18 protein-coding genes and 1 tRNA gene are annotated in these 15,765 nt (G+C 62.0%); 10 read left to right on the top strand and 9 right to left on the bottom strand.

Translation table 11 applies throughout. The annotated features are described in order from the left end of the window. Positions 1-17: 17 nt before the first annotated feature. Positions 18-650: a metallophosphoesterase gene (locus tag SM753_RS01100; RefSeq protein WP_323190221.1), complete on the top strand. Its 633-nt coding sequence runs from the start codon at positions 18-20 to the stop codon at positions 648-650. Between the two features lie 61 nt (positions 651-711). Here the strand turns inward: SM753_RS01100 and rocF are convergent, their stop codons facing one another. Together rocF and SM753_RS01090 are read right to left on the bottom strand one after the other, a co-directional pair. Then, positions 712-1,632 (bottom strand): arginase, encoded by a 921-nt coding sequence (gene rocF / locus SM753_RS01095; RefSeq protein ID WP_135534233.1) that lies wholly within the window; start codon positions 1,630-1,632, stop codon positions 712-714. A gap of 40 nt (positions 1,633-1,672) precedes the next feature. After that, complete coding sequence (locus tag SM753_RS01090; RefSeq protein WP_323190220.1) at positions 1,673-2,584, bottom strand: NAD-dependent epimerase/dehydratase family protein; 912 nt, start codon at positions 2,582-2,584, stop codon at positions 1,673-1,675. Positions 2,585-2,810: 226 nt separating this feature from the next. Here SM753_RS01090 and SM753_RS01085 point away from each other — a divergent pair, with 226 nt between their 5' ends. From SM753_RS01085 to SM753_RS01075, 3 genes are all read left to right on the top strand, one after another. Further along, positions 2,811-3,344, top strand: a complete 534-nt coding sequence (locus SM753_RS01085) for an Rrf2 family transcriptional regulator (protein WP_323190219.1) — start codon at positions 2,811-2,813, stop codon at positions 3,342-3,344. Positions 3,345-3,582: 238 nt separating this feature from the next. Beyond that, entirely contained in the window at positions 3,583-4,737 is a 1,155-nt protein-coding gene (locus SM753_RS01080) for an FAD-dependent oxidoreductase (protein WP_323190218.1), read from the top strand. A gap of 375 nt (positions 4,738-5,112) precedes the next feature. Then, the gene (locus SM753_RS01075; protein ID WP_323190217.1) at positions 5,113-5,616 is read left to right on the top strand and encodes a hypothetical protein; all 504 of its coding nucleotides are present in this window, start codon (positions 5,113-5,115) and stop codon (positions 5,614-5,616) included. Positions 5,617-5,709: 93 nt separating this feature from the next. Here SM753_RS01075 and SM753_RS01070 read toward each other — a convergent pair whose 3' ends face one another. After that, on the bottom strand, positions 5,710-6,534 hold the full coding sequence (locus tag SM753_RS01070; RefSeq protein ID WP_323190216.1) for a nucleoside phosphorylase: 825 nt from the start codon (positions 6,532-6,534) through the stop codon (positions 5,710-5,712). Between the two features lie 344 nt (positions 6,535-6,878). Here SM753_RS01070 and SM753_RS01065 point away from each other — a divergent pair, with 344 nt between their 5' ends. Together SM753_RS01065 and gfo6 are read left to right on the top strand one after the other, a co-directional pair. Then, a complete protein-coding gene (locus SM753_RS01065) occupies positions 6,879-7,307 on the top strand; it encodes a hypothetical protein (RefSeq protein ID WP_323190215.1) in 429 nt (142 codons plus the stop codon). A 151-nt stretch (positions 7,308-7,458) separates the two neighbouring features. Continuing rightward, on the top strand, positions 7,459-8,523 hold the full coding sequence (gene gfo6, locus SM753_RS01060; RefSeq protein ID WP_323190214.1) for a D-xylose 1-dehydrogenase Gfo6: 1,065 nt from the start codon (positions 7,459-7,461) through the stop codon (positions 8,521-8,523). A gap of 15 nt (positions 8,524-8,538) precedes the next feature. On the opposite strand, the gene SM753_RS01055 is transcribed toward gfo6, so the two are convergent. After that, positions 8,539-9,234 (bottom strand): DUF502 domain-containing protein, encoded by a 696-nt coding sequence (locus SM753_RS01055; RefSeq protein ID WP_323190213.1) that lies wholly within the window; start codon positions 9,232-9,234, stop codon positions 8,539-8,541. Positions 9,235-9,264: 30 nt separating this feature from the next. Then, positions 9,265-9,483 carry a hypothetical protein gene (locus SM753_RS01050; protein ID WP_323190212.1) on the bottom strand — a complete coding sequence of 73 codons (219 nt, stop codon included), beginning with the start codon at positions 9,481-9,483 and terminating at the stop codon, positions 9,265-9,267. A 75-nt stretch (positions 9,484-9,558) separates the two neighbouring features. Between SM753_RS01050 and SM753_RS01045 the strand changes: the two genes are divergently transcribed. The 4 genes from SM753_RS01045 to arsN2 all read left to right on the top strand — a co-directional run bounded on the left by SM753_RS01045 (position 9,559) and on the right by arsN2 (position 11,674). Then, on the top strand, positions 9,559-9,933 hold the full coding sequence (locus tag SM753_RS01045) for a winged helix-turn-helix domain-containing protein (RefSeq protein ID WP_323190211.1): 375 nt from the start codon (positions 9,559-9,561) through the stop codon (positions 9,931-9,933). Continuing rightward, positions 9,926-10,732, top strand: a complete 807-nt coding sequence (locus SM753_RS01040) for an arsenite methyltransferase (RefSeq protein ID WP_323190210.1) — start codon at positions 9,926-9,928, stop codon at positions 10,730-10,732. Before SM753_RS01045 ends, SM753_RS01040 begins: the two co-directional genes overlap by 8 nt. 108 nt (positions 10,733-10,840) lie before the next feature. Continuing rightward, the gene (locus SM753_RS01035; RefSeq protein ID WP_323190209.1) at positions 10,841-11,113 is read left to right on the top strand and encodes a hypothetical protein; all 273 of its coding nucleotides are present in this window, start codon (positions 10,841-10,843) and stop codon (positions 11,111-11,113) included. 114 nt (positions 11,114-11,227) lie between these two features. Beyond that, a complete protein-coding gene (arsN2, locus tag SM753_RS01030) occupies positions 11,228-11,674 on the top strand; it encodes an arsenic resistance N-acetyltransferase ArsN2 (RefSeq protein WP_323190208.1) in 447 nt (148 codons plus the stop codon). Positions 11,675-11,751: 77 nt separating this feature from the next. On the opposite strand, the gene SM753_RS01025 is transcribed toward arsN2, so the two are convergent. The 4 genes from SM753_RS01025 to SM753_RS01010 form a co-directional block, all read right to left on the bottom strand. Beyond that, positions 11,752-11,822 (bottom strand) — tRNA-Gly (locus tag SM753_RS01025). 43 nt (positions 11,823-11,865) lie between these two features. Further along, a complete protein-coding gene (locus SM753_RS01020; RefSeq protein ID WP_323190207.1) occupies positions 11,866-12,885 on the bottom strand; it encodes an NAD(P)/FAD-dependent oxidoreductase in 1,020 nt (339 codons plus the stop codon). A gap of 84 nt (positions 12,886-12,969) precedes the next feature. Further along, positions 12,970-13,608, bottom strand: coding sequence for a class I SAM-dependent methyltransferase (locus SM753_RS01015; RefSeq protein WP_323190206.1), 639 nt, complete (start codon positions 13,606-13,608; stop codon positions 12,970-12,972). Positions 13,609-13,668: 60 nt separating this feature from the next. Then, positions 13,669-15,765, bottom strand: a complete 2,097-nt coding sequence (locus tag SM753_RS01010; RefSeq protein WP_323190205.1) for a type II secretion system F family protein — start codon at positions 15,763-15,765, stop codon at positions 13,669-13,671.

Genomic DNA, 15,765 nt, shown 5'->3' with positions numbered 1-15,765 from the left:
GCGGCCGTAGGAGCCGTATGCTCGTCCTCGGTGACGCACACGCCGCCGACCCGGAGAACCGCGAGGCGCTGCGCTCGGCCTATGACGCCGCGGACGCTGATGTCGCACTCCACGTCGGCGACCTGGAGTATTACGACCTGCCGGTCCCGACGTACTTCGTCGCCGGCAACAACGAGGATTTCGATGTCGTCGAATCGATGCGGCAAAACGCGACGTTCGGCGACCGAAACGCTCGTCTGCTTGCGAGTACGGCAGTTGAAGTATCGGGTCTCCGCGTCGCCGGCCTCTCCGGGAACTACGCGCCGACGCGGTACGACAAATCCCGCGACGAACTCTCCGGCGACCGGCGGCGGCACTTCACCCACGAGGACGTCAGGTCGGCGATTGAACTGTCCGACGTCGACGTGTTCCTCACACACGAACCACCTCAGGGGTTCATGGGGCGCGGGTGCGCACACGTCGATGACATCCTGCGGGCGCTTCGCCCGGAACTCTGTCTCGTCGGTCACCACCACCGCCACGCCGAGGGGCGGTTCGAAGACACGCGGCTCGTAGGGCTGGAACCGGTGTGGGAAAGTTACTACACGATGGACCCGGCGACGCTCGAACTGGAACGGCACGATACGCCCGGTTCGGCGGCTGACGGATAACCAGCCGAGTTCGACGGCGGGCGAACGGGGACAACGAGCCAACGAATACGACGACGAACCGCTACAGGATCCGCTCGCCCAGCGCGCTGGCCGCCAGTTCGACAGCGAGTTCCGCCGTCTCGTTGTGCTCGTCGAGGATGGGGTTGACCTCGACGAGTTCGAGAGAGCGAAGCACGTCGTCGGTCTCGTCGAGTTCGGCGACTTTCTCCAGTGCGGAGTGCGCCTCGCGGTAACTGACTCCGCCTCTAACCGGTGTGCCGACGCCGGGCGCTTCCTTCGGGTCGAGCCAGTCGAGGTCGAGGCTCACGTGTATCCCGTCCGTGCCGTCGGTCGCGACATCGAGGGCGTCCTCTACCACGTCGGTGACGCCGCGTTCGTCGATATCCGACATCGTGAAGGCGGTGACGTCGCTCTCCCGGATCGCACGCTTCTCCGCGTCGTCTACGCTTCGGAGACCGACGATCGCGACGTTTTCCTCCGCCAGTCCGTCGGCGCGTGCCCACTCCATCTCACCGATTTCGCCGTGGCCGAGCGCGGCCGCCAGAGGCATCCCGTGGACGTTGCCGCTGGGCGAGGTCGCGGGCGTATTGAAGTCGCCGTGGGCGTCGAACCAGACGACGCCGACCTCTGCGTCGCGCGCTGCGCCTCCGATCGAACCGATAGCGACGGAGTGGTCGCCGCCGAGTACCAGCGGCGTTGCACCGTCGGCGATAGCCTCCGCCGTCGCGTCGGAGAGGCGACGGTTGATATCCTCGACTTCGTTGAGGAACTTCGCGTCGCCGGTGTCCGGGGCCCGCCGGTCGGGGTCTCGTTCCTCCGCGCGCGGTGCGGCGAGGTCGCCGGCGTCGACGCAGTCGCCTCTGATACGTTTCACCGACTCGGCCAACCCCGCGTATCGGATCGCAGACGGACCCATGTCTACGCCGCGTCGGTTCGCACCGTAATCGGCCGGGACGCCGATGATACGTACTGAATCGTTCATGAAGATCTCTCCCCGAGCGGGGAAAGTAAATCCGGCGGTCTCATCGGTAGGGTTCGCAGACCATCCTCACGCCGTCCTCGAAATCGACGGCGGGTTCCCATCCCGTCGCTTCGCGGAGTTTCGATGCGTCAGCGCGCTGCTGGTAGTTGTAATTCTTCAGCGGAACGGGCTCGTACTCCGGATCGATACTCGTACCTATGGCCTCGTTTATCTGGTCGATCACTTCGTTGAACGTGTAGTTTTCGCCGGTGCCGACGTTGTACACGCCGTCGAGACGTTCTTCTGCGATGCGGACGATCGCCCGAACGACGTCGCTGACGTGGACGAAATCACGGGTTTGCGTCCCATCACCCCACAGTACTGGGGACTCGCCGTTCGCGATTCGGTCCGCGAACTGGGAGACGGTGTTGGCGAACTCTCCCTTGTGTTCCTCCGCGCCGCCGTACCCCTGATAGACGGAGAAGAAACGCGTCCCCGCGACGGCGATATCGTCGTAGAAGTTGTTGTAGTACTCCGCGTACCGCTCCCGGGAGAGCATCGACGCGTCGTATCCGGTGTCTGCCGCGACTGCCTCGTCCTCGCTGGACGGCAGGTCATCGTCATAGATGGAAGAGGTGGAGGCGTACACGAATGTGTCACAGCCGTCGGCGTACGCCTGTTCGACCACGTTCACGAACCCTTCCACGTTGACCCGCGCGCCGGTTCGGGGTTCGTCTTCGAGCATCGCCCTCGAAGACAGTGCAGCCAGGTGGACGACGACGTCCACCTCCGTCGGTAGGTCGTCGTCCATAACGCTCGATTCGTGAAACGTCACGTCGTCATCGAGGTTTTGCGGCGTCCCCAGATGGAGATTGTCGACGACGGTCACGTCGTTGTCCTCGGAGAGGTGGTTCGCCAGGTTCGATCCGATAAACCCTGCGCCGCCGGTGACGAGGACACGTTTCTCCTTCATGTTCGCGGAACCGACGGCCACCGCCAAATGGCTATCGCTCTAACCGCACTGATAGGTCTCCCGTTCGGCCCGTTTCCTCGGTAACGTGTCGCTTTGGGAAATGACTGGAGAGACTACCGCGACCGCCCGGTACCGATCAGTCGGATCCAATGATCGTTCTCCGCCAATTTTCCCGAAGAACGGGCTTTCCGTCGGATTTAAGGAAATCAATTACGAAGGTTTCGGCATGTCATCGATCGAACTGACGCCCAGTCAGAAAACAATTCTCAACGCACTTATTAATCTCCACAGGGAGACGGAAGACGCCGTCAAAGGCGAAGACATCGCAGAGGAGGTCGACCGGAACCCGGGGACTATCCGGAACCAGATGCAGAGTCTCAAAGCGCTCCAGCTAGTCGAGGGCGTGCCCGGGCCGAAAGGCGGCTACAAGCCCACCGCGACGGCGTACGAGGCGCTCGAGATCCAGCAGATGGACGAGCCCGCGGCCGTGCCGCTTCAGCACGAGGGCGAACCCGTCGATGACGCTAACGTCGAAGAGATCGATCTCAGCAGCGTTCATCATCCCGAACTCTGCCGCGCGGAGATCCACCTTCAGGGTTCCGTCCGGGACTTCCACGAGGGCGACGCCGTGACTGTCGGCCCGACGCCGCTTTCGAAACTCGTCGTCGACGGTATCGTCGACGGAAAGGACGACACCAGCAACATTCTCATCCTGCGTATCGAGGGCATGAAAGCTCCGGCTGGCGACCCTGAACACTGAGGGCCCTTGTAACTGTATGGCGGTGTTCGCTGGCCTCGCGTCGGCGAATTACAGAACTGAATTACAAGTTCCTCTGAGGCCGGAAACTCGTCTCTCGGATTTCTCCCGTCTCCTCTGTCCCGTCACTGAGAGGGGGGTGTAGCGACTGCGCTACGCCGGAAAACCGCCGTATGGTACCACGCATCAATGGTATTCGTCTTTCAAAGCCTTTGTATCAGAGGATACCCGAGTTCGACGCATGACAGCGAAGGTCGTCGTTCTCGGCGCAGGCTATGCCGGTGCAGGTGCTATCAACCAACTCGAGGAAGAACTCGATAGCACTACAGAACTAACGTGGGTCTCGGATACGGACTACCACCTCGTCCTCCACGAATCACACCGCTGCATCCGCGATCCGTCGGTGCAGGAGAACATCACTATCCCCGTCGAGGAGATAAAATCACCCTCGACCCGCTTCATTCAGAGCGAGGTCGTGGACCTCCACGTCGACGACCAGACGGTCGAACTGGCGGACGGCGACACTATCGACTACGATTACGTACTCGTCACGCTCGGCAGCCAGACCGCCTACTACGGTATCGACGGCATGCGGGAGAACTCCCTGACGCTGAAGAGTCTTGACGACGCTCTGGAGATCCACCAGGCCGTCAAAACTGCCGCCAAGGACGCTACCCGGAACGATCCCGCGAAGGTCGTCGTCGGCGGTGCCGGTCTCTCCGGCATCCAGAGCGCCGGCGAGATAGCGAAGTTCCGCGACGAACACCGCGCGCCGATCGACATCTACCTCGTCGAAGCGCTCGACGAGATCTTCCCTGGGAACGACCCCGAAGTGCAGGGTGCGCTCCGCAAGCGGCTTCAGGAGGCGGACATCGAGATCATGACCGACGACCCCATCGTCGAGGCCACCGAGGACGCCATCCACTTCGACGAGGGCGACCCGCTTTCCTACGACGTGTTCCTCTGGACCGGCGGGATCACCGGTCGCGACGCGCTCGACGGCGCTGACCTGGAGAAAGAGCACAACCGCGTTAACGCCGACGCGACGTTCCAGACCAGCGACGACCGAGTGTTCGCCATCGGTGACTCGGCGATAATCGAGCAGAACGACAACCCCGCTCCGCCGACGGCCCAGGCCGCCTGGCAGGCCGCCGAAGTTGCGGGCAAGAACGTCGCACGAGCGATCGAAAACCGGCCCATGAAGCGCTGGACGCACAAGGACAAAGGAACGGTCATCTCGATCGGCGACAAGGCCGTCGCTCACGACGTGATGGGCGTGCCCATCAACACGTTCGGCTCGTTCCCCGCGGAGAACCTGAAGAAGCTGATCGCCGCGCGCTGGATCGCCGACATCACCTCGTGGAAGCGTGCGATGACGGCGTGGTCTGATCTGTAAAGAGAGACCCGTTCCGCACTCTCTTTCGGTTTCTGACGGATCGCCAGTATCGAGTTGGATCCGACGACTACCAATACGGCACTCGATCAGCGATTATTTCGACCGCACCGGTAGGGTTGCCAGTCGACTGCTTGCAGTATCCCACTTGGCACGGGCCGGCTCGCCGGTTTCGACGCAGACAGTTGCTTACGAGATTGGATCGATCAGAGGTCGCTAACGTGTTCGAGCGCTTGCGTGCGCGTATGGACGACGATTCGGCGCTCGGCGAATTGGTGTCGCTCGTCGAAGGCACATATATGCATTATTATAGTATATTATTTAAATCTAATCGGAACATGAGTAATTATATGTGTCCCGTTCCGGTTGTTTCCCCTGATGAAGCGTCGAGACGTACTCAAAAGTGTGTCAGTAGCAGGGGGTCTTTCAGTTGCCGGGTGTATATCAACTCTTAGCGTGGGGAACTCAGGGACTGTTCTTGGAAAAATAGAAGTGATTAATTCCTCATTTGTGGCAAACCGAATTCGTCTTCTGGTAAAGCGTGATGAGGATCTTCTCATTGACCGCGAGGTCACGCTGACTGCCATCGATGTTGACGACAGTGCGGCTTTGTCGATTATTGAGCCGATGTGGCCAAAAACACAGGCTCCGTATACTATTCGTGCGATCCATTATGACGAATCTGGAAATAGAGAATCTATTGGTTGGGAATATACATTTACAAAAGAAGATTATGATATGTACTACAAGGATAGTCACAAAGACCCTGGGTGTATCGGTGCTATTGTCAAGATCGGGAGCCTCGCTGATACTCCAAATGCCCCTATTGGAATTGGACCGATATATAGGGAAAACCCCTGTGGGGTTGAAGATCCAGAATGACCTCATTAACTATTCACTACATAAGGCTACTCCATAAAATAAGATTAAAGATAACGTTGGATTCAAATAGGCAAATTACAGTTCTGGTCGGAGTTAGCCGTCCAAACTCATCCCGGCGTGCCAGCTATCGACGCCCGCCTCTGCCTTCTTCTCGTCCATCTGCGCGAGCAGTTTGACCGCGAGCGAGGCGGTTTCCGCAGCGCGGGACTCGCCTTCGGTTCGGAACTCGCCGGTCTCGCGGTTGGCGTACACGGTACAGACCGCGCCGGCGCGGAGACCGTAGAGATTGGCGAGCGTGAGGATGGAACTCGCCTCCATCTCTAAGTTCATCACGTTCGCGTCCTTGAGATTTTCGACGAGTTCGTCGCTGCCGGCGGCTTCGAACCCTTCGAACCCGGGTCGGCCCTGCCCGGCGTAGAAGCTGTCGGTGCTCGCGGTGATCCCGGTGTGATAGTCGTAGCCGAGGCGCTCCGCGGCGGCGACGAGCGCGGAGACGACTTCGTGGTCGGCGGTGGCCGGGTAGTCCTCACGGACGTACTCGTCGCTCGTTCCCTCCTGTCGGACCGCGCCGGTGGTGAGTATCAGGTCGCCCACCTCCGCTTCGGGCCGGATGGCCCCGCAGGACCCGACCCGGAGGAACGTGTCCGCGCCGATGCGCGCCAGTTCCTCGACGGCGATGGCCGCGGAGGGACTGCCGATACCGGTCGAGGTGACGCTTATCGGCGCGCCCTCGTAGGTGCCCGTGGCGGTGCGGTACTCGCGGTGGTAGCCCTTCTCTTCTGACTCGTCCCACAGCGCCGTGACCTTGTCGACGCGTTCGGGGTTACCGGGCAGCAATACAGCGTTCGCGACGTCGTCCGGCCCGACCTCCAGATGGTACTGTACGTCCTCGTTCGGGTCCTCGCTGTCTCCTGGCATCGCCCGGAGGTTCGCAGGGGACGGACAAATAGCCCGGTGGCCTCGAGCGGAACTGTACACTGGCGGCTAACTCGAACACGATAGCGGAGCGTCCCCAGTCTGAAACAGATGCGTCCGACGGTATCCACGGTGGGAGTGGACCGGATCGGCTCTTCGTCACGTTCCCAGTACTTCTCGTAAGACCATGACGCACGCCTGGTCTAACGGTCACGCAGTCGCCCGATCAACCTCCGAATACGGGCTGGTTTCTCACGGCTGTTCGAGCGTGGTGTTTATCCGTGAGCAACCCCTTCCAATGAACAGAGGATATACTCTACGGACAGAGTATAACCGACAGTATTCAAATGTTCGATGAGGACCCTATTCCCGTAAGAGAACAGGCACCCGATTACCCCACCGAATTCCAGGGTAAACGCCTTCTCGGTATCGACGCCTACCATCACGCTCACTACTGGCGCGGCGACCGCATCGAGGTCATGGAGAAAAACCGCATTCTGAGCCGAGAGAACGGCGACGCCGTCCTGAACACGGAGTACGAAACCGTAGGCATCGTCCAAACCGACGACGTGACCGGCGGCCCGGGGGAGTTCCTGCGGTCGGTCGGTACGTATCTCGACGATATCGTCGACGACGACGCTGACCCAGTGTACGCCGACGACCACTACTCGTGGGAATGGATCTCCGAGTACGCCCGAGATCTCGCATCCGACGACGCCTCTTACGGGACGGCTGACAGCCCCTCTGATTCCCGGTACGGGCAGAATATGGGATAAACCGACGAACAACGTGACGCCGTACCGCGCCGACGACAGAGACGATCCACCGATATCCACCTCTCGGTCAGGCCGTAGTTCATAGCCCGGTAGTATCAGGTCGGTGTGACAAGGCCCAACACATTAGCCGCTGAACGTCCAACGTAGAGCGGTGGACCTAGGACCGTACTTCGAGAATTTCACTCGACGCGATTGGCAGACGTTCGACGACGGTACCGTCCGTATCGCGGTGGTCGGACTCGGGGGGTTCGCGCGCAACCGAGCGCTTCCCGCGATCCGGAACGGGCAGTTCTGCGAGGCAACCGTCCTCGTCAGCGGGTCGCCCGACAAGGCGGCCGCTCTCGCCGGCGAGTACGGTGTCGACCGAGCGATCTCATACGAGGCGTTTCACGACGGCGAGGAGACCGACATGTACGATGCGGTGTACATCGCAACCCCGCCGGCGTACCACCGCGAATACGCAGTGTCTGCGGCGAGATTCGGCAAGCACGTACTGTGTGAGAAACCGCTGGCTTCGGAGTTAGAAGGTGCACGTGAGATGGTCGACGCGTGCGCCGACGCCGGCGTCGTGCTGATGACGGCCTACCGCCTCCGAACCGAACCGGCGATCCGCCGTATGCGAGAGGCGATCAGTGACGGGGTCATCGGCGACCCCGTTCAGATCCACGCCGGGTTCTCGTCGAAGTTACTCGCGAACGTCGGGGCTGACTCGTGGCGACTCGATCCCGGCGTCGCTGGCGGCGGCGCACTGATCGACCTGGGCGTGTATCCATTGAACACGTGTCGGTTCCTCCTGAACGCCGACCCCGTGTCCGTGTGGGCAGAAACCGTCTCGTCCGGCCCACCGTTCGACCGGGTCGAGGAACACGTCTCGTTTCTGCTCGCGTTCCCGTCCGGAACGACGGCATCGTGTACGGCGAGTTTCAACGCTCACCACGACAGCCGTCTGCAGATCCTCGGCACGGACGGCCAAATAGTGATACATTCGCCGTTCGGCGGACACGTTTCGGAGGGAGTCGTCATCGCGAGCGGGGAGTCCGAGACGAGTTACACCGGTCCCGCCGTCGACGAAGTGTGCGAGGAGTTCGACTACTTCGCCGACTGTATCCTCGACGGCGGCGAGTGCGAATCCGACGGCAACGAGGGAGTGACCGATCTCCGGATCATAGAGAGCGCGTACGAGTCGGCCGAGTCCGGTACGAGGGTCTCGCTCTGATAGCCGGGAAGCCGGTCAGGTCGTCTCCGTCTGGACGCTTTCGTCGAGTGACAGACCGGTGGTCATGATGGCCTGCATCCCCTCCTCGACGGAAAGGTCGACATCGTGTACACGTTCCCGCGGGAGATTCAGGAGGTGTCCGCCCATCACCGGATTCGGAGCCATCGGAACGAAGACGGTCAGCATCTCGTCTTCCCCGGTGGCTTCCTCGATCTCCGGCGGCGTGTCAGCGGTCAAAAAGGCGAGCGAAAAGCTGCCTTCGCGTGGGAACTCGACTATCTTGACCGCCTGAAAGCTCTCGGTGTCGCCCTCGACGATGACGTCGCTCATGCGTTCGACGCCCGTGTAGATCGACCCGATTCCCGGGAGATCGGCCATGAGCGTATCGACCCGCTTCCCGAGATTGGTGTCCGGCCCGTGCTGTGCGGCGAGGCCGACGACGAAGATGAGCCCGAACACCAGCATTGCGGCCATGCTCTCCACGATAAGCGGATTCATTCCGTCGCCGGGTCCCAGAACGACCAGAAGGTCGGAAAGCGGCGTGAGCGCGTTCGAAACGACGTTCAGGGCCCAGATCAGGATCAGTATCGTGATGAAAAACGGGATAGTGAGCGCCACTCCAGACAGGAAAACCTGTTTCAGGTCCCGTTGCACCTCCTGTTTCTCCGCCGTCGCCACGTCGACTATGTCGTCTACGTCTGGCCGTGACATTGCTACGTGCTTCCTACTACCTAAACAGACTTATATCGTGGCCGATACCGCTTTCGGACAGTCTTGCGCCTGCGGTATCACCGCAGTCTCTTCTTCCAGCGCCGAGACGAGTTGTGCCTTCTCCGCAGGGGAGACGTCATCGAGATCGAACTGGAAGTGAGTGTCGTTGCGCGTATTCGGCCCCACTGGACGGTTCTCGACATCTGACTGGTACCCGAACGCTCTGAGCGCGGTCACCGTTTCAAACATCCACCTGGTCTCCGTGTACTGTCGTTCTCACCGAAACCATTATATTAGCTCTCCCTAATATTAGCATGTACTAAGATGAAGGGCCAACAGACAGGGAACGAGACAGCGGGTTCGCACGGGATACAGGAGGCTGACTGTTGTTCGGTCGGCCACTCCCTGACGGACGAAGAGGTAGCCGCCGACGTTCAGATCCTCGCGACCCTCGGAACCGACACCCGATACGAGGCGCTTCGGTTCATCGCCGAGGCCGACGACGACGTCTGCGTTTGCGAGCTAGAGCCGTCGCTCGGAGTGAGCCAAGGCGCGGTCAGCCAGGCGCTGTCACGGCTTTTCAGCGATGGATTGGTCGAACGGCGAAAAGAAGGCCGATGGCGCTACTACACCGCGACGCCGCGCGCGGAGCGGATCCTACGCGTCCTCGACGACACGAGGTCACTCGACGATGACTGACGACACTCCGACTCCGACGGACGGTTCGCGTCTCGACGACGCGGAACAGCGTACCGCCGTACGAGAGCGATACGCGCGCATCGCGACGGAGTCGTCGTCGTGTTGCGACGATACGGGTACGGCCCAGTCGCGCAAACTCGGCTATTCGGACGACGACCGCGACGCCGTCGGCGCGGGTGCGGATCTGGGCCTCGGCTGTGGCAACCCGACCGCGATCGCCAGCCTTGACGAGGGCGATACCGTTCTCGACCTCGGGTCCGGCGCTGGATTCGATTGTTTCCTCGCGGCACGGGAAGTGGGTCCGACCGGTCGCGTCATCGGCGTCGATATGACGCCGGAGATGGTCGAGAAGGCCCGCGACAATCGCGAGACGAACGACGTGGCGAACGTTGAGTTTCGACTCGGCGAGATCGAACACCTTCCGGTCGCCGACGAGTCAGTCGACGTAATCCTCTCGAACTGCGTCATCAATCTCTCGGCGGACAAGTCACAGGTGTTCCGCGAAGCGTTTCGCGCCCTTCGGCCGGGCGGCCGTCTCGCCATCTCTGATGTCGTGTTGACCACCGAACTCCCGACCGACCTCCGCGCGGATCCGTCGTCGGTGGCCGCCTGCATCGGCGGCGCGTCGTCAATCCCCGCGCTCGAATCGATGCTGTCCGACGCCGGCTTTACCGACGTCGCTATCGAGCCGAAGGGGGACAGCGAAGAGTTCATCCGCGACTGGAGCGACGACCGCGATCTGAGCGACTACGTCATCGCAGCAACGATCGAAGGCGAGAAGCCGAAAACGAGGTCCTGATCACAGCATGAGTACTGGACTCACACCCGAAGTCCTCAAGAGAGCGACTGCTACCGTACGTGTCGACCGGCACAACCACAACAGCCACCATCCGCTATCAGAAGACCAATGAACTCACCGCCACCCGATCCACGATATCACCTGGCTCCGGACGAACCCACGTTACAGAGTATCCTCGCGGCCTACGCCGTAGTGGCTGCGTTTCCGCTATTGCTTTGGGTCATAAGTAACCCGCTGGCAGGGGCCGTTACCGTCCTGACCACCGTCACCCTGATAACCGGGGCGCGACGCGCCGTTGCCCTGGTTCGTTGCTTCTACGAGTGCCAGGGGTTCACCGTCGACCTCGGTGGGAAAGTCCGGATCACCGTCGCGCAGCCGTAAACCGATGACCCGAACGATAGGACTCTCCAAAACGGTTCACCCATCGATGGTTCACTGGCGAACGCAGCACGGCCCCAGAATCCGCCCTCGCGAAAGGGGTTTCACTGAGACCGTATGACCGACGCTTCGATAACCGTACGGCAGGCGGATACGGAGGACTTAGACCGCATCGAAGCCGTGTTGCGAGCGAACGACCTCCCGTATCAGGACGTGCGAACGAAGCCGGAGTGTTTCTTCGTCGCCGACGCTGATACGGAGCGAATCGGCATCGGCGGCGTCGAAACACACGGTTCAGACGGGCTCCTCCGGTCGGTGGTGATTACCGAGGCGAACCGTGGCGGAGGGTACGGATCGGCGCTCTGTGACGCGTTAGAGGCTCGTGCGCGCCAAAACGGAGTAGAGACGCTGTATCTCCTGACTACGACCGCATCCGAGTTCTTCCGACGGCGCGGGTACGAAGTAATCGACCGGGAGGCCGCGCCGTCGAGTATTCAGGCGACGACAGAGTTCTCGGATCTCTGTCCCGCTTCGGCGGTTTGCATGAGAAAGGAACTGCGATAGCCCGGATTCTCACGTTCCGTCCTTCGTCTCCACGCCGTTCGTAGCCCGACAGCTACCTGTTGGTTCCGTTCAGAAAGTGCGCCGGCCGGGATTTGAACCCGGGCCATGAGCTTGGAAGGCTCAGGTCCTACCACTAGACCACCGGCGCTCACCCACCGCTAAATCGCCCTGCAATAAGGGTGTTACCCTTTCTAGTCGTCACCGTGAGCACGGGCGACGTCGCGGAGGCCGGGAGAGATAGCGGGAACGTCCGTCTCGTCGACGGTGCCGTCTTCGAGTTCGTCGAGGGATTTGGGGAACGTCCGGAGGCTCTTGTGGATCGCGATGCCTGCTTTCGCCCCCTGGCCCATGGCGACGGGGATCTGGTTGTGGCCGGGCGTGAGGTCGCCGACTGCGTACAGGCCGTCGACGCTGGTGCGGCCGTGGTCGTCCACGGCGACGGTGCCGTCGTCGTTGATCTCCGCGTCGAGGTCGGCGGCGAGTTCGTTGTTGTAGTTCGACCCGTACATCGGGAACCCGCCACGGTACTCGCGAACGGTACCGTCGGCGAACTCGAAGCCACCGAGCCATTCGGGGTCGTTCTCGTCCTGAAACGCGCCGGTGACCTCGGACTCGACGATATCGATGGGGTGAGCGCGGAGCAGTTCGTCCGTCTCGTCGCCCCAGGTCGGGTCGTCGCCGTCGAGCAGCAGGTCCACCCGGTCGGTGAAGTTCAGCATGATCATAGCGACGTGTGCGGCGCTCTCGCCGCGGCCCATCACGAACACGGATTCGTCGACGAACATGTAGGCGTCGCAGTGCAGACAGTAGTGCAGGCCGCGCCCAGTTCGGGGGAGCGGCGGATCCGGCCGAGCGTCCGAAAACCCCGTGGCGAGGACAACGCGATCCGCGAGATACGACTCGTCGCCCGCTTCGAGTCTGAACCGGGCGTCGTCCCCGTCGACGGCAGTCACGCCCTCGACGAACGCCTGACGGCTATCCGCACCGTACCCCTCGACCTGATCCCTCGCGCGACCGAGGAGGTCGTTGCCCGACACGTCCTCGGTGATACCGATGACGTTGTGAGTGTCTTTCATCATCGCGGCGCGGCCGCCGCCGCGGTCGATCAGGACGGTGTCGTGGCCCAGTCTGGTCGTGTACAGCGCCGTCGTGAGGCCCGCGGGACCGCCCCCGACGACCGCTACTTCGTACTCGGGGGGTCGTTCAGTCATGAAGTACCAGATCGTAGACGGTCGACGGATAAAAACTCAGAGCAGTCGTGCGACCGAGGCGAACGACCGTGAGCGCCCCCGGCGTTACGCTCCTTCGACGACGGCGTAACAGTTCCCGCTGGAGACGAACGCGCTCCGAACGCCGAGGTCGCTTTCGGCCAGATCCGACTCGAACTCGTCCGGCGAGTACACGTGGTAAAAACGCGGGACCGTCTCCCCGCCCGGAAGCGTCCAGTCGACCGTCGTGTCGAACCCCTCGCCGGCGTCGAACCGGTCGTGAGCGGTACTCCACGCGCTGACGAGTCCGGGAGCCCCCGTGGAAAGTACGCGGGCGAGTTCGTCGAGACTGGCCAGGCGAGCGTCGCCGGTAGGGAGGTGATGGAGCGTCGCGACGTACACCGCCAGTCCGACGGAGTCGTCGGCGAGCGGTACGGCGCCTGCGTCTCCCTGAAGAAGGTCGGCGTCGATATTTCGCTCGGAAAGACGGCTCCGTGCCGTAGCCAGGAGTCCGCGACTGATGTCGCAGGCGAGGACCCGATCGGTATGTGCGGCGAGGAGTTCGGCGTGGCGTCCGTTACCGCATCCGAGGTCCAGAGCGACCTCGCTGCGAGGGGCGTCCTCGACGAACGATTCGACCTCTGGCCAGGGGTATTCGCGCGTCTCGGCGAAGTGACCCGCGATCCGGTCGTAAGTGTCTCGAACGTCGACGGGACGCCGGTCCATGGCGGACGTTCGACGCGCAACCCGTAAACCCCAGCGATCAGACCTGACGGAGTCTCCCTATCAGAGGATGATGATGAATCCGGCGTACGACAGTGCGAGCAGGATCGCCGCGTGTTTCGCGCCGGCGCGGACGTCACCGCCGCTCATCTGTCCGGCGACCAGGCCGGAGAGGACTCCCTGGATGAGCGTCGTGTGGAAGAACACGAGCGTGTACGCCTCCTCGTTGATCGTTCCGAGGTTGCTGACGGTATCGATCGCACCGATGCTACCTGCCGCCTCGCTCGTGGCGTTTGGAACGACGCTCCCCTCGGGGAGACTCGGTATCAACACGTTGTTCAGCGCGGCCACGATGACCAGGAACACGCCGAAGGAGACGTACACCACGACGACGTAGGTGAGCATCTCCTGTCGCCGCTCACGCTTGAGCCGTCGGTCTGCTTTCGCCTGTGCGGCGGAGATGCGGAGGACGGTCGCCAGATCCCCGCTCGCGTTCATCGCCTGCGTCACCAGCGTGACTATCCGCGAGACGGTTCGCGTCCGCATCCGCGCCTCGAATCGCCGGAGCGCCGTATCCACGTCCGAACCCCACTGAATGTCGGCCCAGACGCGGTCGAGTTCCTGATTGAGCGCGCCGAGTTCGCTTCCGCGGACGCGGTCGAGGCTCTCGACGACGGTCATCCCGGCCTCGTTGACGCTCGCGAGACGGTCGAGGAAGTCGGGTATCGACGCCTCGATAGCTTCGATGCGGCGGTCGTGGATCTCGTAGGCTATCGCGAACGTCCCCACGACGAACAGTCCCGCCTGAATAAACAGGTCGTCCACGCCGGCGGCCGTCAGTTGACCGCCCGTGGTCGCCTCCGGCAGTCGCCAGAGCGTAACGGCGACAGCGATCGGTACGGTGACCCACAGGAGGGTGATGGGACGGTCGAGGATCGTCTGTACCGGTTGGCCGATCCTCGTTCGGATCCACTGAAACCGCCGATGGGCCGACAGGCGCTGGACGTTCGGGTGACGATTCTCGGGGCCTCCGCCGTCTTGTCTCACCGTCTCAGTTCGACGGATCCCCGTTAGCTCCGACGGCCCCTCCGTGTTGTCGTCCGACATGTTCGTACCCGTCATCGATTCCATCACCGTACTGAGATAGAGGATGAAAGCGATGTTGATGATCGGTAACGCGAAGTACGCGATCAGTTGTAACATCGGCAACGTGTCGGTGACGGTGATGCCGATAATGACGAGAATCGTAATGAGAAAGAGCGGCCCCGCGACGAGGACGGTCACGTACGCCTCCGCCATCGTCGCAAGGAGGTTGAGCAACTGCTCCTGTTGGGCCTCGGCTTCATCCTGATACTGGTCGTACTGCTGATGGAGGAACTCCGAAAGGTTACGTCCGCTCTGCAGGACGCTCGTCAGGTTCTCGCTGAACTCCTTGAACCCCTCGCTGGGCGTCCGGCGGGACATCGTCTTGATCGCGGAGATCATGTCCATTCCGAACATGTCCATGTTCCTGACCGCGACGCTCACTTCGTCGGCGGAAGCGCCGTACACGGATCGGTTTTCGGAGAGGGTCCGCATCACCTTTGGAAACGCCATGCCGCTCCGGGAGAGGGCGTAGATGAACGCGACGGTCTGGGGCATGCTCACGTCGATCCGGTCGGCGCGCTGGTCCGCGATGTGGCGCGGGTAGTACCAGCGGAGCCAGTACGTGAAGATCCCGCCCGCAGTCCCCAGGGTACCCCCGGCAACGAGCAGGAGAGCGAACAACTTTTCGAGCGACACCACCGTCACGCCGCCGAACGTAGCGAGTATCGATAGCTGGTCCGGCAGGGTTGTGCGAATCGTCTCCGGGTCGATGGCGAGGAGTTCGAGGCCCCCCCAGATGACGTACGTCGCGAGAACGCTTCCCGCGAGAGCGATGAGAGCGGCGTACAGCAGCGTCTTTGCCGCGTAGATACGAAACGTCGTCGGCAGGTGTGCGGCGCGGAGCAGTTGGCGGCGCTTGGCGCGCCGTCGTCCGACATCGCTGACGTAGCCGCCGAACAGGGACATCGCGAACCGCGTGACAACCCGGTCGGCCCGGTTGCTAACCGGCGCGAGGGCGACCGGAAGTAAGACGAGAACAGCGACGACGAGCGGGACGTAGTTCGCGAGAGACAT

Origin of the sequence: Halostella sp. PRR32, assembly GCF_034808085.1 — an archaeon.
GTDB lineage: Archaea > Halobacteriota > Halobacteria > Halobacteriales > Natronoarchaeaceae > Halostella > Halostella pelagica.
The sequence above is the reverse complement of the archived record's forward strand: the minus strand, read 5'-3'. Positions and strand labels throughout refer to the sequence as shown.